The sequence below is a fragment of the Methylobacterium sp. DB0501 genome, assembly GCF_011043735.1.
GTDB classification, from domain to species: domain Bacteria; phylum Pseudomonadota; class Alphaproteobacteria; order Rhizobiales; family Beijerinckiaceae; genus Methylobacterium; species Methylobacterium alsaeris.
The window spans coordinates 761,035-779,901 of sequence record NZ_JAAKGV010000001.1 but is presented as its reverse complement, the minus strand read 5'-3'; the positions used below and the strand labels follow the sequence as shown (position 1 = coordinate 779,901).

The 18,867-nt window shown below is 69.1% G+C and carries 20 protein-coding genes and 1 pseudogene; 16 read left to right on the top strand and 5 right to left on the bottom strand.

The genetic code is table 11. The annotated features are described in order from the left end of the window. Positions 1-17: 17 nt before the first annotated feature. The 6 genes from G4G93_RS03685 to G4G93_RS03660 all read left to right on the top strand — a co-directional run bounded on the left by G4G93_RS03685 (position 18) and on the right by G4G93_RS03660 (position 4,965). Positions 18-908, top strand: coding sequence for a 3'-5' exonuclease (locus G4G93_RS03685; RefSeq protein ID WP_165081229.1), 891 nt, complete (start codon positions 18-20; stop codon positions 906-908). A 384-nt stretch (positions 909-1,292) separates the two neighbouring features. Continuing rightward, positions 1,293-2,108: a hypothetical protein gene (locus G4G93_RS03680; protein WP_165081227.1), complete on the top strand. Its 816-nt coding sequence runs from the start codon at positions 1,293-1,295 to the stop codon at positions 2,106-2,108. Between the two features lie 418 nt (positions 2,109-2,526). Beyond that, entirely contained in the window at positions 2,527-2,820 is a 294-nt protein-coding gene (locus G4G93_RS03675) for a hypothetical protein (protein WP_165081225.1), read from the top strand. A 191-nt stretch (positions 2,821-3,011) separates the two neighbouring features. Then, positions 3,012-3,521: a hypothetical protein gene (locus G4G93_RS03670; protein WP_165081223.1), complete on the top strand. Its 510-nt coding sequence runs from the start codon at positions 3,012-3,014 to the stop codon at positions 3,519-3,521. Positions 3,522-3,634: 113 nt separating this feature from the next. Further along, positions 3,635-4,129: a helix-turn-helix transcriptional regulator gene (locus G4G93_RS03665; RefSeq protein WP_165081221.1), complete on the top strand. Its 495-nt coding sequence runs from the start codon at positions 3,635-3,637 to the stop codon at positions 4,127-4,129. 86 nt (positions 4,130-4,215) lie between these two features. Next, positions 4,216-4,965, top strand: coding sequence for a hypothetical protein (locus tag G4G93_RS03660; protein WP_165081219.1), 750 nt, complete (start codon positions 4,216-4,218; stop codon positions 4,963-4,965). Positions 4,966-5,007: 42 nt separating this feature from the next. On the opposite strand, the gene G4G93_RS03655 is transcribed toward G4G93_RS03660, so the two are convergent. From G4G93_RS03655 to rpsT, 3 genes and pseudogenes are all read right to left on the bottom strand, one after another. Beyond that, entirely contained in the window at positions 5,008-6,831 is a 1,824-nt protein-coding gene (locus tag G4G93_RS03655) for a hypothetical protein (RefSeq protein WP_165081217.1), read from the bottom strand. Positions 6,832-7,056: 225 nt separating this feature from the next. Further along, positions 7,057-7,902, bottom strand: a pseudogene (locus tag G4G93_RS03650) (YifB family Mg chelatase-like AAA ATPase); the annotation flags it as partial. A gap of 181 nt (positions 7,903-8,083) precedes the next feature. After that, positions 8,084-8,359, bottom strand: coding sequence for a 30S ribosomal protein S20 (gene rpsT / locus G4G93_RS03645; RefSeq protein WP_109958403.1), 276 nt, complete (start codon positions 8,357-8,359; stop codon positions 8,084-8,086). A gap of 228 nt (positions 8,360-8,587) precedes the next feature. Here rpsT and G4G93_RS03640 point away from each other — a divergent pair, with 228 nt between their 5' ends. The 4 genes from G4G93_RS03640 (at position 8,588) to G4G93_RS03625 (ending at position 12,179) form a co-directional block, all read left to right on the top strand. Continuing rightward, positions 8,588-8,815 carry a hypothetical protein gene (locus G4G93_RS03640; protein WP_206289442.1) on the top strand — a complete coding sequence of 76 codons (228 nt, stop codon included), beginning with the start codon at positions 8,588-8,590 and terminating at the stop codon, positions 8,813-8,815. Positions 8,816-8,945: 130 nt separating this feature from the next. Continuing rightward, on the top strand, positions 8,946-9,653 hold the full coding sequence (gene queC / locus G4G93_RS03635) for a 7-cyano-7-deazaguanine synthase QueC (RefSeq protein WP_165081215.1): 708 nt from the start codon (positions 8,946-8,948) through the stop codon (positions 9,651-9,653). Between the two features lie 62 nt (positions 9,654-9,715). Then, complete coding sequence (locus G4G93_RS03630) at positions 9,716-10,882, top strand: acetyl-CoA acetyltransferase (protein WP_165081213.1); 1,167 nt, start codon at positions 9,716-9,718, stop codon at positions 10,880-10,882. A gap of 19 nt (positions 10,883-10,901) precedes the next feature. Continuing rightward, positions 10,902-12,179 (top strand): MFS transporter, encoded by a 1,278-nt coding sequence (locus G4G93_RS03625; protein ID WP_165081212.1) that lies wholly within the window; start codon positions 10,902-10,904, stop codon positions 12,177-12,179. On the opposite strand, the gene G4G93_RS03620 is transcribed toward G4G93_RS03625, so the two are convergent. Beyond that, complete coding sequence (locus G4G93_RS03620; protein ID WP_165081210.1) at positions 12,121-12,393, bottom strand: BolA family transcriptional regulator; 273 nt, start codon at positions 12,391-12,393, stop codon at positions 12,121-12,123. The genes G4G93_RS03625 and G4G93_RS03620 overlap by 59 nt on opposite strands. 134 nt (positions 12,394-12,527) lie before the next feature. On the opposite strand from G4G93_RS03620, the gene G4G93_RS03615 reads away from it, so the two are divergent. From G4G93_RS03615 to cobT, 4 genes are all read left to right on the top strand, one after another. Continuing rightward, entirely contained in the window at positions 12,528-13,151 is a 624-nt protein-coding gene (locus G4G93_RS03615; protein ID WP_165081208.1) for a J domain-containing protein, read from the top strand. A gap of 215 nt (positions 13,152-13,366) precedes the next feature. Then, positions 13,367-14,350, top strand: a complete 984-nt coding sequence (cobS, locus tag G4G93_RS03610) for a cobaltochelatase subunit CobS (RefSeq protein ID WP_165081205.1) — start codon at positions 13,367-13,369, stop codon at positions 14,348-14,350. Positions 14,351-14,368: 18 nt separating this feature from the next. After that, positions 14,369-14,866, top strand: a complete 498-nt coding sequence (locus tag G4G93_RS03605; RefSeq protein ID WP_165081203.1) for a DUF29 domain-containing protein — start codon at positions 14,369-14,371, stop codon at positions 14,864-14,866. Between the two features lie 6 nt (positions 14,867-14,872). Further along, complete coding sequence (gene cobT, locus G4G93_RS03600; RefSeq protein ID WP_165081201.1) at positions 14,873-16,774, top strand: cobaltochelatase subunit CobT; 1,902 nt, start codon at positions 14,873-14,875, stop codon at positions 16,772-16,774. Positions 16,775-16,960: 186 nt separating this feature from the next. On the opposite strand, the gene rpmB is transcribed toward cobT, so the two are convergent. Next, positions 16,961-17,251, bottom strand: a complete 291-nt coding sequence (rpmB, locus tag G4G93_RS03595; protein ID WP_093567567.1) for a 50S ribosomal protein L28 — start codon at positions 17,249-17,251, stop codon at positions 16,961-16,963. Positions 17,252-17,540: 289 nt separating this feature from the next. Between rpmB and G4G93_RS03590 the strand changes: the two genes are divergently transcribed. Next, positions 17,541-18,455, top strand: coding sequence for a DUF3108 domain-containing protein (locus tag G4G93_RS03590; RefSeq protein WP_165081199.1), 915 nt, complete (start codon positions 17,541-17,543; stop codon positions 18,453-18,455). A gap of 4 nt (positions 18,456-18,459) precedes the next feature. Beyond that, positions 18,460-18,831 (top strand): hypothetical protein, encoded by a 372-nt coding sequence (locus tag G4G93_RS03585; RefSeq protein WP_165081197.1) that lies wholly within the window; start codon positions 18,460-18,462, stop codon positions 18,829-18,831. Positions 18,832-18,867 lie beyond the last annotated feature (36 nt).

Genomic DNA, 18,867 nt, shown 5'->3' with positions numbered 1-18,867 from the left:
GATTCCGGAGGCCCAAAATGGACCGTTTCGAAGCCGAGCTGCACGCGATCGCTCTGCAAGGCTCACCTCACTACCGGGTTCTCCGCAAGCTCGATCGTCGTCCCCTCTACGAGTGGCCCCTGCCCGACAAGGTGAAGATCGGCGTCATCGTCGACACCGAGACCACTGGCCTCGATCCGCACGAGAACGAGATCATCGAACTCGGCATGCTCCGCTTCGCCTACACGGCCAGCGGCACCATTCTGGGCCCGCTCGCCGAGTTCCACAGCTTCCGCGAGCCCTCCAGGCCGATCCCCCGGCACATCACCCAGCTGACCGGGATTACCGACGAGATGGTCGCGGGGCAGCGGATCGACGATGACGCCGTGCGCGACTTCGTCGGTTCAGCCGACCTCGTGATCGCCCACAACGCCGCCTTCGACCGTCGCTTCTGCGAGCGCCTGAACACCGTCTTCATCGACAAGGCCTGGGCCTGCTCGATGAGCCAGGTGCCCTGGCGCGAGGAAGGCGTCGAGGGCACCAAGCTGTTCTACGTCGCCTACCAGCAGGCCTTCTGGTTCGAGGGCCATCGCGCGCTGGACGACTGCTACGCTCTCCTCGAACTCCTCGAGATGCCGCTGCCGCGCTCGCACGCGATCACGATGACGACGCTCCTCGACGCCGCCCGCCGGGAGACCCGGAAAATCTGGGCCATCGGAACCCCATTCGAGGTCAAGGATCGCCTGCGCGAGCGTGGGTACCGATGGAATGCCGGGCAGGACGGGCGCTACCGGGCCTGGCATCGTGAAGTCGACGTGGACCAGGTCGAGGCCGAGCTCTGCTTCCTGGAGGATCTCGATTTCCCCGAGATCGCCCCGCTCGTGACCGCGGTCGACGCCTATATCCGCTTCTCGGATCGGCTGTTCTGACACGACACGTCCGGCAGAGCTTTGCGGGCCTGCTGGCCTGAAGCGTCCTGCAGGCTCATCCGGAGGCGGGGATGACGAAGGCGTCTGCCGACGCCATCCCGGGCATCCCCGCCGACTACGGGTACGACGCCGACCGGGTTGCAGCGCTTCCGTCCCTTCTGTCAGACGACCTCACGCCTGTTGTCGTACCCCTGCCGTCTGTCCCGATTGGCCGAGCCGAAGGCAGCGACAGAACCGACAGTTCTGACAATCGGTTGAGGACCGGCCGTAGCGCCGGAGAAGAAATACCCAAGAAGAAGCGGCGGATCTGCCGACCCCGCGTCAAATCCCAGGGAAGAACGGGCCTATAAAACCCGGTGGGGTTCGACCAATCCGAGGACAGAGATGGTCACGCTCCAGGATACCGTCTACGCGGACCTCGTCCGTCTCGCCGCCGAAGTTGCGGCGCAGTCCGGCGGTCTCGCCCACGCCTTCGCTGATCGGACGGACGCCGAGGCGCGCGCCGCCACGATCGCCGCACTCATCGCGGGCGAAAAGCCAACCGAGATCGACGCACGCGCGTTCGAGCACCCCAGCCTGCTGCGCGAAGACTGGCGCGCGGCCGTGCGTAGCGAAGCCACCGACCTCGGCTACCGGGATTGGGTCGCCGCGATCCTCGCTCGGGGAACCCAGGACTGGTTGCGCGCGGACGACGTGCGCACACTGATGCCCGGCGACCGTGTCGTGGTGCAGCTTCACGGCTTCGTCGAAAGCTCCGACGGCGAGGGCGATGCGCAAGTCTCGCCCGGCGACATCCTGCCGATCCAGGACGTGACCAGCCGCGGCGATCGCGTCGACATCACCCTCGTCGTCAGCGAGCCGGATGACGACGCAGACCAGGACGAGATAACGATCACCTACGACGCGCAAGATCGCGCCGGCCTGTTCCCGCTCTCGCGGATCGGTATCGACGCCCTGTCGCCACCCTCGCCCGGCCATCGCCTGTTCGATGGCAGCGGCGAGATCCGCGGTCATATCAGCGTGGCCGTGCTGCACGACGATCAAAGCGGGCTCGCGCCCGGGATCTTCCGGGTGATCGACCAGCACGGCACCGTGCGCCTCTGCGGCCGTGGCGAGGGCCAGTGGATCCTCTCACGCGATGGGCAGCGCATCCACACGCCGATCCGGGACGCCTACGCGCGTCTCACCGGACGGATCTGAGCCTCCGCGCGAAGCCAGACGAAGACGGAACGCCCGCGGTGTCCATTCCAACACATCGCACGCGCGATCCAGCCTGATGATCGCCCCAAGAAGCCAGGGGCGCGCTTGAACCGAACGCGGTCTGGAACGGCTCCTCGGCCGACCGGATTTCATGCGACATCACGGCTTGCGCGGCCCCCCTGCGGCTCCAGCAACCAAGACGGATCGAAAAACGATGTCTGAGAGAACAAAAACGACCGACGCTCAGTACCTGTCCGAATTCTCAAGCTCTCCCTACGTCATTCGCTCCAGTGAGCGCGTCGTCGTTCAGGGTCGATCCGAGCTCAAAGGATCCTGGCTTCGCGCGAAGGCTTCTGCCGAGATCAAGGATCTCTGAGGCCGTCATGTCTCCAGGGCGTCGCCAACAAGGGGCGAGGCCATGAGCGCGAACAATCGCACGAGCGATGCCGTCGAGGCGGCGCTGTGCCACTTCAGAGCGAGCACGGGGATCGAAGTGGATCCTGCCGCGTTCGGCAACGCCCTGTCGACGGGACGCCCGACGCCAGAGACCGCGCTGGCCCTGGAGACGCACCTGCGCGAAGCGGACCCGGCGGAACTCGCCAACCTGGTCATCGACGGCGTCGCCAGATTCCAGAGCTTGAAGATGCTCGCCGACCAGCTGCTGCCGACGGGACACCCGAACCACGCCTACATTGCCCGGTTCCTCGCGTGAGCTGCGCTGCGTCGGAGCCTCTGGAAGGCCGTCCCGATCGGTCGCGTTAAACCGCCCTATGCGACCTCGCGCTCTCAGGGCTCGAGCATGCCATCCCGGAGGATCCGGGCGCGGAACCGATCGAATTTCAAGTGTCAGTCCAGCTTTCGCCGAGCCGAGCGGCTGCAAGAAATCAGAAGAGAGCGATTGCGATGCAGGCTCGCCCAAAGCCGCGTTCCTCCGATGTAAAGGCTACGATCGCAAAGCATGTGGCAGCTATTCGCATCGCGAAATCCCCGGACGCGATCGAGGAGGCCTTCCAGGCCGCCTTTGACGAGTTCGGGCTCTCGGATCGACATCTGGCACCCGTTCAGGCCGCCATGGAGGCGCGCGGACGCGAACTCTGCGCCGCCCACCCGCGTGGGGCTTTCGTGCCGACCTTCGGCCCGGGCCGCGTACTGACAGTCTGCGGCGAGACCTATCGCGTCCCGGGCGGCGGCAACAATGCCGGCGTCCGCTACGCATGGCATCATGCGCGGGCGTGGGCGACAGGGTTGCTGCGCGAGCGCGGCCTCAGCGAGAAGGCCGCAGAGGATGTCTGGCGCTGGTGGAGCAGCTCCCCTCACCGTGCCTTGCGCGAAATCGATCGCTCGAACCCGAGCGACGACCGCGTGGCTCGCGTGACGTGCGGCCGTGACGATCCGCAGCCGAAGGGGGATTGAGCGCGGTATCGCTGCGGGATCGAGAGCTAAGTTGCGGCGCAGCCTGAAGAAACGGAAGGTCAACACGCAGAAGGCGGTCCATTCTGCGAATGGATAACAGAGAACATTCCAGGATGACGGTCGCAGACCCCTTTGAACTCGACGACGTTTTCGGACCAGGACCGGGTGAAACGCCGGCCGAGAGGGCGCGCCAATCTTCGCAGCGCTTCGTTCGCTGCCACACCGCGATCGCCCATGACAGCCCGGACGCGGGAGGGCTGAAAATCAGCGCCCAGCAAGCCTACGAGGCCTTCGGCTGGGAGATCCTGCGCCAGATCCCGGACCGCCTGAGCGTCGGCATCGTTCGCCGAGGGTGCCAGGCCAAGGAAATCCTACCGAAGGCTCGCGCCGCCGCCGGGCTCAGCCGCGAGGATCTCGCAGCACGCTCCGGCGTCTCCCTCGACGACATCGTCATCGTCGAGGACGGTCGCCGCAGCATGCCGATGGCGATCCTGGTCAAACTCGCCGAGACACTCGGCCTCTGCCCGATCCGGTTCGGTGCCGTGGACTGCACATTGCCCGGCTCGGACAAAGGAAAGATGACCCAGGGGGCTCAAGCGTCCATCTGAAGGCTGGACAAGCAGTTTGCCTGAATCGCGCACCTCGAGCGAGCGTCCAGGCTGATCTGCCGCGTGTCAGCGCCACGAGGACATCCATGACCGACACACCATGGCTCTCGACCTGGGGCCCTTCGCGATCGCAACCGGCCGAGCGCAAGGCCCGCCGCACGCCGGACCAGATCCTTGCCGATGCGCTCGAGGTTCTGCTCGCGCGCTCGATCATCAGCGCCGAGGAGCGCGAGCGAACCTGCCTCGTCCCTGAAGCCACCGCGGCGGATCTCGGGGCCTTGGTACGCCATCGGCTCACTGGCGAACCCGCCTTCCGCCAGGCCATGAAGGATGCCGGCCTCCTGACCATGGCCGCCCTCGCCCGCGCGACGCCCGCCGAAATCCTCGCCCTGCCCGGCGCACAGTCGGAACTCGTGGGCAACATGCGAGACAGCGTCCTCAAGGCAATCGAGCGCGACCGCGCCGCCCAAGCGCGCTCGCAAGCCTCTGCCGCCCGCGTTGCCAAGATCCGAGCGGCCGAAGCGCTCACCAACGCGCTCAAGGTTTTGCTCAAGCGCTCAACCATCAGCCCCGAGGAACGCGACCGGACCTGTCTCGTGCCTGAGGCCGACAGCGATGCGCTCGAACGCCTCGCCACCTGCAAGCTCGGCGGTGATGCCGCAACCGCCCCGGCCAGGAAGCGGGCCGGTCTCACGAACTATGCCGCGCTCGCACGAGCGACCCCGGCTGAGATCCAAGCCGTTCCTGGAATGAACGACGTCGCCGAAATCCGGCAGGCCGTGCTCGATAAGATCGCCGAACTCGGGGCGGCCGCTGCCGAGAAGTCCGGCGTCTGATCCGGGTTACGCACGCGTAACAAGGATACCGATCCCCTCGGATCAGCCGCCGAACGCCGATACGAGCTTTGCCCAGGCGCTGTCCGCATTGAGCCGACCCGTCTCCTTGACCCGCCCATGCTTCCACAGGGCGGGCGGCGGGCAATGGGGAAGGATCGCACCGTAATCGACGTGAAGCACGTTGTTCTGTTCGCTCACGGCGTCCAGGATCGCGATGATCTCCGCATCGCACAAAAGACGCCCCACGATCAGCGCCCGGTAGAGATCGTTCGCCGTGCGGCCCTCGATCTCGAACCATGTCGCGACGCCGCGACCTGGCACGGCGATCTGACAGACGAGGGCCGTGCGGTTTCGCTGCGGCATCGCCCCAGGATTCCACACCACCCAGAGATTGGGCTTGTCGGGCTTGTTGGGGCTATTCCGAAATCGCCATACCGGGCGATTGCCAGCCATGATCCGGTCTACCTCTGCTCCCTGGACACAGGGGATCGCGGACGTGATCGTCCCTCTCCGCCCTCGAGGATCTGGCGCGCAAAGCTCGTCGAAAAGCGCGAGGATTTCCTCGAACCGCGCGATGCGCTCGATCTGCGAAGGCTCTTTGGGACCTTGATCGAACGTGACCGCCTCGACGTCACCGTGAGGCCCCGTACCACCCAGCGAGCCGACCTCGCTCGGGTTCCCGCTCTTCACCCCGACCCAGCGCTCCTCGTCGCGGTGATAAGGCTGTCGGGTCTCATGGCGAACGGGAAGCGCCTCCCATGCCGGGCCACCTGTCGCCCACATCGCCAAATCCGCGCCCTCATGCGCATCCTCCTGCGAGAGAACGTCGATCTGGCCATCGTCCGCCAGTCCAGGCCGACCGCCCGGCCGATACAGCACGTCGCCAGGGCGCTCGCCCTCGCGCACCCAGCGCACGACGTCGATCTCGCGTGGCTCGTCGTACGGCCACCGCGCACTCTCGACATCCAGCGCCAGCCAATGACCCGGCGCGATCTCGTAGACGTGCACCCGCATGTGCAAGATGCAGTCGGTGAACGGCAGCGGGCCCGCGAGCCGCGGCGGCTCGCTGCGCGCGCCGTCGAACACGCGCTCCGCTGCCAGGAACCCATGCTCGCTAAAGGTCCGGTGGAGGTTGGCGAGCAACGGCGCATGACGCTCGTGGATCTTCGCATCGAGCGCCACCCGCCATCGCCCGTCCTGCATCACGCCCGTCCCGGGTCCCAGGACCGAGTAGAGAAGAGGCTGAGGCGTGAGAGGCAGCGGCTGAGGTGGTCGGCGCACGAGGTCGCGAACCACCGCGCCGATGGGCGAAATAAAAGCCCGAATCACCACCGACGACGGCAGGATCAGCACGCCACCGGAGACCTTCACAGGCGTGACGAGGCGCGGAATCAGGAACGTCCGATAGAGGTCGCGTGGGACCAACGCGCGCTCGCTGTCGCCGCCGATGAGCCCCCCGATCCTCGTGCCCGCGTGAACCAGCCCGAGGTTTTGATCAGTCGGCGGCAGGGCGAGGAGATCGCCCGGGAGATCGACGCCAAAAGGCACGATCGGCGCGTCGAGCCGACCGACATGGTCGCCCTTGTGAATGACCGCGCCAAGATGCAGCCCCGTGATCGCCCCCGCATGGAGCCGACAGATCACGCTCTCCATCGGACGGTCGTCGCTGCTGCGCGCGGGTTCATTCAGCGCGACGGCTTCCGCAAACGTCACACCATCCCAGCGATCGTCCGGGAGACGCTCAAGTGCCACTTCGATTTCCGGATTCGACAAGGACGCCGGATGATCGACGAAGCCGTCGATCCAGCGGATGAACCACGAGCCCTCCTGTGGAAGCCCCGACATCTTGAACGAGCGCGACGCCATACGGAGACCCACGGCACGACTTGGTGTCGCAGGGTTGACGAAGGGTGCTTAAGATCCCGTGGAATTGACAGGTGTGGAGGGCGGTAAGTGACGTCGTGAGCAGCAGGCCGGGGATCGCTGAGAGCTTTGTGGATAAGGTGCGGCGGACTGGCGCACAGTCTCGCGAGACGGGCTTGGCCAGTCGCAGAGTTTTTAGATCAGTCGCAGCATTTGCTGGAAGTGACAGCCGCCGCCGACGAGCGCCGCCATCGAGGCCGAGTGGTGCGGCGCCCGGAACGGCCGGCGGTTCGACAGCGCGCCGTCCTTCAGCGTGCCGGCGACCGACTGGATCATCGAGACTTCGAGCAGCTCGCGCGGCCCGAGCGGAGGCAGGATCGAGGGCAGCCGGGCGGCGAGCATCGACTTGCCGGCCCCGGGCGGGCCGTTCATCAGGAGATTATGCGCTCCGGCCGCCGCGATCTCCAGCGCCCGCTTGGCGCCCTCCTGCCCCTTGATCTCGCGCAGGTCCGCCAGCACGCCGGCGGGAGCGGCCACCGCCGGCACCGGACGGGCCATGACCTGCGTGCCCTTGAAGTGATTGGCGAGCTGGATCAGCGAGCGCGGCGCCAGCACGTCCATGTCGCCGGCGGCCCAGGCGGCTTCCGGTCCGCTCGCCGCCGGGCAGATCAGGCCCAGGCCCCGGGCATTCGCCGCCATCGCCGCCGGCAGGACGCCGGCCACCGCCGTGAGGCTGCCGTCGAGCGCCAGTTCGCCGAGCACGCAATAGCCCGACAGCGCGTCCGCCGGCAGGGCGCCGATGGCGCACATCATGCCGAGTGCGATCGGCAGGTCGTAGTGGGAGCCTTCCTTGGGCAGGTCGGCGGGGGCGAGGTTGACGGTGATGCGCTTGGCCGGCAGCGCCAGGCCGGAGGCGATCAGCGCCGAGCGCACCCGCTCGCGCGATTCGGCCACCGCCTTGTCGGGCAGCCCGACCACCGTGAAGGCGACGGCGCCGGGCGTGATCTGCACCTGCACGTCGACGGCGCGCGCCTCGATCCCCTCGAAGGCGACGGTAGCGACGCGCGTGACCATGGGTCGAGGGCCTTCGTGCTGGCTGCCTGCCGCTACGTTAGTTTGCGGCCGGCGGCGACACAACCCACATCGGCGAAAGACCTTTGCAAACACGAAAAAGCCCGGCACACGGCCGGGCCATTTCCTCTCGTGACCTGGATCCAGGGCGCCCGCGGACGCCGCCGGAGCCGTCCGGCAGGCTTTACGCCTGGGCGGCCTGCAGGCCCTTCACGCGGGCGGCGAGGCGCGAGACCTTCCGCGAGGCGGTGTTCTTGTGCACGATCCCCTTCTGGGAAGCGCGCATGATCTCCGGCTCGGCGCTGCGCAGGGCGGTCAGCGCGGTGCCGTGATCGCCGGACTCGATCGCCTCCTCGACCTTGCGGATGAAGGTGCGCATGCGGCTGCGGCGCGAGCGGTTGACTGCCGTACGCTTGGCAATCTTGCGGGTCATCTTCTTGGCCGACACGGTGTTGGCCATCGGCGTTCCTCATTCTCAAAGCGAGGCCCGAGCGATCCCGGCGGGATCGTGGCGTCGCGTGTCAGGGCATGGAAGCACGGGCAACCCGCCGGGCGAAAGCCCGCAGGTCCGCGAGCCGCGGTCTATAGACGCGACCGGGCGGATCGTCAACGGCGGAACGCGTCGGGCCGTGGAACACCTTGCCCGATCAATGGTTGAGGTTCCCACACAGACACGGGAGCTTCCCAGATGATCCGTCCCACGATCCGCTCCGCCTCCCTCCTCGCTGCCGGCCTGCTCGCGGTCGCAGGCGTAGCGATCCCGCACCAGGCCGAGGCGAAGGGCTGCATCAAGGGTGCCATCGTCGGCGGGCTCGCCGGCAAGGCGGTCGGCCACGGCAAGGCCGGCGCCGCGGCCGGCTGCGCCGTGGGCCACCACAACGCCAACAAGAAGGCGAGCCAGGCCCAAGGTCAGTAAGGGCAGAGCCGGCGCGTGCGGGGACGGTGAGCGCAGCCCGGTAGGCCGCGCCCGCGCCTCGGGCTTATAAGGGGGCGGCTCCGGCAGCGGGGCCGCCCCTTTCGCATGAGCCCGTATGACTGGAGCCCGCATGACGTCCCCCGACGGCGCCCTGGTCCTGTTCTCCGGTGGACAGGATTCCGCCACCTGCCTCGCCTGGGCCCTCGACCGCTTCGCCCATGTCGAGACGCTCGGCTTCGATTACGGCCAGCGCCATCGGATCGAACTCGATTGCCGCGATACCTTGCGGGCCGAGATGACCCGGATCGTCCCGGCCTTTGCCGGGCGCCTGGGCGAAGACCATACCCTGTCGCTCGCTGCCCTCGGCGAGGTGTCGGAGACCGCGCTGACCCGGGAGACCGCCATCGCCATGGAGGCGGGCGGGCTGCCGAACACCTTCGTGCCGGGCCGCAACCTCGTCTTCCTCACCTTCGCGGCTGCCCTCGCCTATCGCCGTGGCCTGCGCCACATCGTCGGCGGCATGTGCGAGACGGACTTCTCCGGTTATCCCGATTGCCGCGACGACACCATCAAGGCGCTTCAGGTGGCGCTGAACCTCGGGATGGATCGCCGCTTCGTGCTGCACACGCCCTTGATGTGGATCGACAAGGCCGAGACCTGGCGGCTGGCCCGCGACCTCGGCGGCGAGGCGCTGGTCGATCTCGTCGTGCGCGAGAGCCATACCTGCTACCTCGGCGAGCGCGGCGCGCTGCACGAATGGGGCCATGGCTGCGGCACCTGCCCGGCCTGCGCCCTCCGTGCCGCCGGCTATGCGCGCTTCCGCGCCGAGGATGCGTGAGCGGCGCTTGCCGGCCGCCCTTCCGTTGCGCAGAGTGCGCCGCAAACACGGGAGAGAGACGCATGACCGCCTGCATCGTCGGCTGGAGCCACACGCCCTTCGGCAAGCACGATACCGAAACCGTCGAGAGCCTGATCGTCCGCGTCGCCAACGAGGCGCTGGCCCATGCGGGGATCGGCCCGCAGGAGGTCGACGAGATCGTGCTCGGCCACTACAATGCGGGCTTCACGCCGCAGGACTTCACCGCCTCGCTGGTGCTCCAGGCCGATGACGGGTTCCGGTTCAAGCCGGCGACCCGGGTCGAGAATGCCTGCGCCACCGGCTCGGCCGCGGTGCACCAGGGCATCAAGACCATCGAGGCGAAGCGCGCCCGGGTGGTGCTGGTGGTGGGCGTCGAGCAGATGACCCGCACGCCCGGCCCCGAGATCGGCCGCACCCTGCTCAAGGCCTCCTACCTGCCGGAGGACGGCGACAACCCGGCGGGCTTCGCCGGCGTGTTCGGCAACATCGCCGGCGCCTATTTCCAGCGCCACGGCGACCAGTCCGACGCCCTGGCGATGATCGCCGCCAAGAACCACCGTAACGGGGTCCAGAACCCCTACGCGCAGATGCGCAAGGATCTGGGCTTCGAGTTCTGCCGCACCGAATCGGACAAGAACCCCTTCGTCGCCGGTCCGCTCAAGCGCACCGACTGCTCGCTGGTCTCGGACGGCGCCGCGGCGGTGGTGCTCGCCGATACCGAGACGGCGCTTCGCATGCGCCGCGCCGTCGCCTTCCGGGCGACCGCCCACGCGCAGGACTTCCTGCCGATGTCGAAGCGCGACGTGCTGAAGTTCGAGGGGGCCGCCACCGCCTGGGCCCGGGCGTTGGCCCAGGCCGGCATCACCCTCGACGACCTGTCGCTGGTCGAGACCCACGATTGCTTCACGGTCGCGGAGCTCATCGAGTACGAGGCGATGGGCCTGACCCGGGAGGGTCGCGGCGCCGACGCGATCCGCGAGGGCTGGACCACCAAGGAGGGTAAGCTGCCGGTCAACCCGTCCGGCGGGCTGAAGGCCAAGGGCCACCCGATCGGCGCCACCGGCGTCTCGATGCACGCCCTCTCGGCGATGCAGCTCTGCGGCGAGGCCGGCGGCATGCAGATCCCGGACGCGACGCTCGCCGGCGTGTTCAACATGGGCGGGGTCGCGGTGGCGAACTACGTCAGCGTGCTCGAGCGCATCAAGTAAGGGGTGAGGTCGCAGGGCCATGACGGCGTTCCTGGTCCTGCTGCTCGCCTACACGATCAGCCAGTTCGACCGCGGCTTCCTGGCGATGGTCGCGCCCGATCTCGGGCCCGACCTCGGCCTTGCCCCCTCCGATCTCGCGCTGCTCTCGGCGGGCTGGTTCCTGGCCTTCGCGGCCGGACAGGTGCCGACCGGGCTGCTCCTCGACCGGATCGGGCCGCGGCGCACCGTGGCGGGGTTCCTGGTCGTCGCCGCGCTCGGGGCGGCCGCCCTCGGGCTGGCGCGGGGATTTCCCGGGGCCGCGGCCGCAATGGCGCTGATCGGGCTCGGCTGCGCACCGGCCCTGATGGGCGCGCTCTACCTGTTCGGGCGGTCCTATCCGCCCGAGCGCTTCGCCATGCTGTCCTCGGTGATGATCGGGCTCGGCACGTCGGGAGACCTTCTGGGCTCGACGCCGCTGGCGCTGGCGAGCCACGCCCTCGGCTGGCGCACGATCCTGTTCGGGCTGTCCGCCGTCACCCTGGCTTCGGCCGGGCTGGTCCTGCGGCTGATCGAGGATCCGCCACGCCTCGCGGATCCGCCCAGGACCTCGGTCTGGCGGGGCTTCGCCGACGTCGCCCGGATGCGGGCGCTGTGGCCGGTCTTCCCGGTGGTGTTCGTCAGCTACGCCGTCGTCATCGCCACCCGCTCGCTCTGGGTCGGGTCCTATCTCGGCAGCGTCCACGGCCTCGACGCGCTCCAGCGCGGCAACGGCACGCTCGCGATGAGCGCCGCGATGGCGGCGGGCGCGATCGGGTACGGGCCGCTGGAGCGGCTCGTGCGCGATCCGAAGCGCACGGCGCTCGGCGGCTGCCTCGTCACCGGGCTGGCGCTCGCGGGGCTCGGCCTGTTCGGCGCGGCCTCCACCGCGCTTGCCGTCGCGCTGCTGGCGCTCACCGGGGCGGCGGGCCTGAGCTACGGCATCCTGATGGCCCATGCCCGACGGTTCTTCCCCGCCCACCTGCTCGGGCGCGGCGTCGCCTTCATGAACATCGTCTTCATGGGCGGGGCGGCGGCCCTGCAGGGGCTCTCGGCCCTGTTCGTGGGCACCGGCAGGCTCACGCCGGACGCGCTCTACGGCCGGCTGTTCCTGGCCTACGGGCTGGCGCTGCTGGCGGCGACGGCGGTCTATGCCGTGGCGCCGCGGGAGCCGGCTTTCGGGCCGAGGGACACCGCCGATCCGGGCCGGAACGAGATGGGTGCTACCCCGCCTCCCCCGGCGTCCGTGCCCGCAGCGCCAGGGCGTGCAGGCCGCGCCTGAAGGCATCGTCGAGGAGCGCATTCACCATGCGGTGGCGCTCGACCCGGCTCTTACCTTCGAAGGCGGCCGACACCACATCGAGCCGGAAGTGAGTTTCCCCGCCCTCCCGCCAGCCGGAATGGCCGGCATGCTGGTGTGATTCGTCGACGACGCTGAGCGCCGTCGGTGCCAGCCGCTCCTCGAGCGTCGTCCTGATCCAGTCGTTCAGGCTCATCGCGCACCTGTCCTCAACCTGCTTCGGCGTGACTGACCGGAGCGGGCATTCCCCGTCAAGCCGTCCGGTTCCGCCTGCGGCATCAGGCCCGGAGCCCTTGTGCCCGCCCTCCCGCCCCTCATAATCGCTTCGTCATGGATCTGAACTCGCCCCTGTTCGACCGCATCCGCATCCGGCCCTCCTGCGACGAGCCGAAGAAGGCCGAGGGCCCGGCCTGCGAACGGCCGGGCTGCAGCCAGCCGGGGCTGCACAAGGCGCCCAAGGGGCGCAAGCAGGAGGGCCAGTACTGGCGCTTCTGCATGCAGCACGTGCGCGAGTACAACGCCTCGTACAATTACTTCGACGGGATGAACGACGCCGCCGTCCAGGCCTACCAGAAGGACGCGGTGATCGGGCACCGGCCGACCTGGGCAATGGGCGTCAATCCCGGGGGTAAGACAGGCCCGAAGCCCGAGGCGACGCCGCGCGACTGGGACTACGTCGATCCCCTGGGCATCCTGCGCGGCGAGGGCGCCGGCCCGGCCTCGCGCCGCGCCCGGGCCGAGCCGCCGCCGCCGCGCTACTCGGCGCCGATCCGCAAGGCCCTCGACGTGCTCGGCCTCGACGAGGGCGCCGACGCGGCGGCCATCAAGGCGCAGTACAAGGTGCTGGTGAAGCGCTTCCACCCCGACGCGAATGGCGGCGACCGCTCGTTCGAGGACCGCCTGCGCGACATCATCAAGGCGCACGACACCCTGCGGGCCGCCAGCCTCTGCTGAGGGGTGCGGGAATCCAGGGGCACGATTCTCGCATCCCTGATCCGCCGCGAGGGGGGCTCGAAACCGGACGCGTTGCCCATATATCGGGGTCAGGCACGTTTGCGCCGGCTCCCCCCGCAGCTTAAGGACAAGCGGCGCCCGCCGGACTCTCCCGCGCCGTCGCGACATTCGCAGGCCGCCCATGGCGGGCCAAGCCTGCCCCGACGAGGCTCCGTATGCTTGCTGAAGACACGCCACCCGCTCTCCCGGACACGACCGTCTCGGTGCGCAAGGTGTTCGGGATCGATTCGAACCTCGAGGTGCCGGCCTTCTCGGCCACCGACGAGCACGTGCCGGATCTCGATCCCGACTACCTGTTCGACCGCGAGACCACCCTGGCGATCCTGGCGGGCTTTGCCCGCAATCGCCGGGTGATGATCACCGGCTATCACGGCACCGGCAAGTCCACCCATATCGAGCAGGTCGCCGCGCGGCTGAACTGGCCCTGCGTGCGCATCAACCTCGATAGCCACGTCTCGCGCATCGACCTCGTCGGCAAGGACGCGATCGTGCTGAAGGACGGCAAGCAGGTCACCGCCTTCCAGGACGGCATCCTGCCCTGGGCGCTGCAGAACAACGTCGCGCTCGTCTTTGACGAGTACGATGCCGGCCGGCCGGACGTGATGTTCGTGATCCAGCGCGTGCTGGAGGTGTCGGGCCGCCTGACGCTGCTCGACCAGAAGCGGGTGATCCGCCCCCATCCCGGCTTCCGCCTCTTCGCCACCGCCAACACGGTCGGCCTCGGCGACACGTCGGGCCTGTATCACGGCACCCAGCAGATCAACCAGGGCCAGATGGACCGCTGGTCGATCGTGACCACGCTGAACTATCTGCCGCACGACCGCGAGGTCGACATCGTCCTGTCCAAGGCGCCACATTACCGTGGCGAGGGCGGGCGCGACATCGTCAACAAGATGGTGCGCGTCGCCGACCTCACCCGCAACGCCTTCATCAACGGCGACCTGTCGACCGTGATGAGCCCGCGCACGGTGATCACCTGGGCCGAGAACGCCGACATCTTCAACGATATCGGCTTCGCCTTCCGGGTGACCTTCCTCAACAAGTGCGACGAGCTGGAGCGCGCGCTGGTGGCCGAGTTCTACCAGCGCTCCTTCGGCAAGGAGCTGCCCGAGAGCGCGGTGAACGTCGCGCTGAGCTAATCCTCAGGGAGATCCCCGATGGCGGACCCGGTCTTGAGCGAGCTGCGTTCCGACGAAGCGCCGCCGTCGCGGGACCGGGTCCGCTACGAGGACGACACCCATGCCTGGGCGCTGGAACAGGCGCGGTTGTTGCGCGCCGGCCGCCTCGACGCGGTCGATGCGGTGCACGTCGCCGAGGAGCTGGAGAGCTTGGGCAAGAGCGAGTTCGCCAGGCTGCGCAGCTGCCTGCGCGTGCTCGTGATGCACATGCTCAAGTGGGACCAGCAGCCAGAGCATCGTACGGCGAGCTGGATCTTCTCGATCCGCGAACAGCGGCGGCGCTACCGTGACGTGCTTGCCGACAATCCGAGCCTCCGGCCTCGCCGCGACGAGGCCTTGCAGCGCTGCTACCCGGATGCGCGTGACTGGGCCAGCGACGAGACGCACATCCCCGCCGACGAATTTCCGCGCACCTGCCCCTACACCTGGGACGACCTCCTGGACCGCCCCTTCGACTTCGACTCGCTGAAGAAGTAGCCTCGCATGTCCATCTCCAACCGCAAGCCCGGCGAGAAGCGCGAGTCCGTCGCAGAGCCGCTGAAGCGCTCGGTGGCCGGGACGCTGCGGGCCATCGCCCGCAAGGCCGAGATCGAGGTCACCTTCGCGACCGACCGGCCGGCCCTCACCGGCGACAAGGCCCGCCTGCCCGAGCCGCCGCGCAAGCTCTCCCCCGGCGACGTGGCGATCCTGCGCGGCCATGCCGATTCGATGGCGCTCCGCCTCGCCTGCCACGACAACGCCGTCCACCGCCGCCTCGCCCCCGAGAACGCCGCCGCCCGCGCGGTCTACGACGCCGTCGAGCAGGCCCGGGTCGAGGCGATCGGCTCGCGCCGGATGGCGGGCGTCGCCGGCAACCTCACGGCGATGCTGGAGGACCGCTATCACCGCGGCGGCAAGTACGAGGAGATCACCGACCGGGCCGACGCCCCGCTGGAAGACGCGGTCGCCCTGATGGTGCGCGAGCGCCTGACCGGGCAGCTCCCGCCCCCGGCGGCGCAGCGCATCGTCGGGCTGTGGCGCGAGTTCATCGAGGATCGGGCCGGGCGCAACCTCGACGGGCTGGTCGGCACCCTCGAGGATCAGCGTGCCTTCGCCCGCTCGGTGCGCGACCTGCTTTCCTCCCTCGACATGGCGGACGAGGCGCCCCTCGATCCCGACGACGAGGAGAACGACGACGAGAACGAGGCCGAGTCGGACGAGCAGCAGGCCGGCGAGGGCGAGGCCGAGCAGCAGAGCCAGGGCGACCGGGCCGAGATGGAGGTCTCGGACGAGGCCTCCGACGAGATCGAGGAAGGCGCCACCGAGGCCGCCGACGCGCCCTCCGGCGAATTGCCGGAGGATGCCGAGGATGCCGATTCGGAGGACGCCTCCGAATCGTGGCGCCCGCCGGGTCCGCGGGCGAACGAGCCCCGAGGGCCGGACTACAAGGTTTTTTCCCAGAAATACGACGAGGTCATCCACGCCGAGGACCTCTGCGACGCCGACGAACTGGCGCGCCTGCGCTCCTATCTCGACAAGCAGCTCGCCCATCTCCAGGGCGTGGTCGGCCGTCTCGCCAACCGCCTGCAGCGCCGCCTGCTGGCGCAGCAGAACCGCGCCTGGGAGTTCGATCTGGAGGAAGGCCAGCTCGATCCGGCCCGCCTGGTGCGCGTCGTGATCGACCCGTTCCAGCCGCTCTCGTTCAAGCACGAGAAGGACACCAACTTCCGCGATACGGTCGTCACCCTGCTCCTCGACAATTCGGGCTCGATGCGCGGCCGGCCGATCACCGTGGCGGCGACCTGCGCCGACATCCTGGCCCGCACGCTGGAGCGCTGCGGCGTCAAGGTCGAGATCTTGGGGTTCACGACGCGGGCCTGGAAGGGCGGGCAGTCGCGCGAGGCGTGGCTGCAATCGGGCAAGCCGCCGACCCCGGGCCGGCTCAACGACCTGCGCCACATCGTCTACAAGTCGGCCGACGCGCCGTGGCGCCGGGCGCGCAAGAATCTCGGCCTGATGATGCGCGAGGGCCTGCTCAAGGAGAACATCGACGGCGAGGCCCTGGACTGGGCCCACAAGCGCCTGCTCGGCCGGCCCGAGCAGCGCCGCATCCTGATGGTGATCTCCGACGGCGCCCCGGTCGACGACTCGACCCTCTCGGTCAATCCGGGCAACTACCTGGAGCGCCACCTGCGCTACGTGATCGACGAGATCGAGACCCGCTCGCCGGTCGAATTGCTCGCCATCGGCATCGGCCACGACGTGACCCGCTACTACCGCCGGGCCGTCACCATCATCGATGCCGAGGAGCTCGGCGGCGTGATGACCGAGAAGCTGGCCGAATTGTTCGACGAGGATGGCGGCCCGGTGCCGGTGCGCCGGATGGCAGCGGGCGGGCGGCGGTAGAGCGACAAAGTCCACTCCGTCCCACCCCACCCACGACCTCGTCCTGAGGCTGTGGGTGGGATCGACGGCGTGAGCGCCACACCCCGATCGCCAACACGAAAAACCCCCGGGCGCCGCAAGGCGCATCCGGGGGCTTTTCGTCGTTCGTCCTGGCGAGGGAGGCGCGAGGCGCCTCCACCGCTGAAATCAGGCCGCCTCGGCGAGCTTCTTCTCGATCTCGCGTTTCAGCAGGCGGGCGTTCTGCGACAGGTCGGTCTCGCCGGCCTTGATCAGGAACGCATCGAGGCCACCGCGGTGCTCGACCGAGCGCAGGGCGTTGGCCGAGATGCGCAGGCGCACCGAGCGGCCGAGCGTGTCGGACAGCAGGGTGACGTTGCACAGGTTCGGGAGGAACCGGCGCTTGGTCTTGTGGTTCGAGTGGCTCACGAGGTGGCCGGTGAGCACCCCCTTACCGGTGAGCTCGCAGCGACGCGACATGGTCTGTATCCTCAACTGGTCTTCGTTCGGCGAGGGACCACGCAACGCGAGAGCCGGGCGTGCTGCGCACCCCGGCATGAACCGGACCCCGCGAAGTCCCTGGAAAGCACGCGCCTATAGAGGCGGAAGGCGGGTCTCGTCAAGGTGCGGGTGCCGCGACGGGCTCCGGTCCGCCCCCCGCCCGCCCCCGGGAGCGAGACGAACCGTTAACCCTAACCGCGTCACGATAGGGCCAGATTTCCCCCGCTTCATCGGGAGCGGGCGACGGTGATCGAGATCGGTTCCCCCAATGCGTTCCAAGGCCCTCCTTTCGCTCGCCCTCGCGGCGGGGCTCGCCCTTCCGGCCGGCGAGGCGAATACGGCCCAGGCTGCGCGGAGCCGCGCCCCGAAAGCCGGCGAGACCTCCGTCACGGTCGATTACGGCATCATGCTGGCCGGCGTGCCGATCGGCAGCGCGCAGGTGACCGGTTCGGTGGACGGCCCGCGCTACACCATGGATGTCAGCGCCCGCCTCACCGGCCTCGTCGGGGCGATCACCGGCGGCTACGGCTCGGGCCGGGCGAGCGGCACGGTGGCGGCCAAGCCGGTGCCGGCGGCCTTCGCGCTCGCCTCCCACAGCGCCAGCGCCTCGATCACCGTGCGCATGGCGATGGCCCGCGGCAACGTGGTGGCCTCCGACATCGCCCCGCCGCTGGTGCCGGACCCGGAGCGGGTCACCGTCAGCGAGGTCCACAAGCGCGGCGTCATCGATCCGGTGAGCGCCCTGATGATGCCGGCGCAGGGGCGCGGCGAGCTCATCGACCCGCAGAACTGCAACCGTACCATCCCGGTCTTCGACGGCGCCAGCCGGTTCAACGTGGTGCTGAGCTACGGCGAGACCCGCAGCGTCCAGAAGCCCGGCTATGCCGGGCCGATCCTGGTCTGCAACGCCCGCTACCAGCCGATCGCCGGCCACCGGCCCGATCGGCCGGGGGTGAAGTTCATGGAGGAGAACACCGAGATGTCGGTGTGGCTCGCGCCCGTCGAGGGCGCGCGGGTGCTGTTGCCCCTGCGCATCGCCGTGCGCACCCAGCTCGGCCTCAACATCATCGAGGCGACGCGCTGGTCGCAGAGCGGGCAGACCCCGCAGAACGGCCAGACCGCTCCGGAAGCCGGCGCCCAGGCCGCCGCACAGGCCCCGGCATCGTCCTCGGACGGGCGCTGAAGGCGTGCGCGCCGCTGCCCTCCTCTTGGCCGCCCTCCTCTTGGCCGCCCTCCTCGCACCCCACCCGGCGTCGGCGAACGGGTCCGATTGCGGCGGCGACGCCTATTCCTCGGCGACGATCGGCGCGAACCCGCCGGGCCCGCTGACTGCGATCCCGGACACGCTCTGCGCCGACCTGGACCAGGGCCGGGCGCCCGAGGCCCGCATCGAGGTCATCGCCCCGGGCTACGGCGCGCCGGGCTATTCCTCTCCGGGCTACGGGTCCCCCGGCCTTCCGCCGTACGGCGCAACTGGCGATCGGTACGCCCCCGCCCCATATGGAGGACGGCCGCTGCTCGGGCCACGGCCGCGGGGCGGCCGCGATCCGGAGCGCTGAAGGGGTCGCGCGTCGATCCCGGCACAGGCCCCGGGA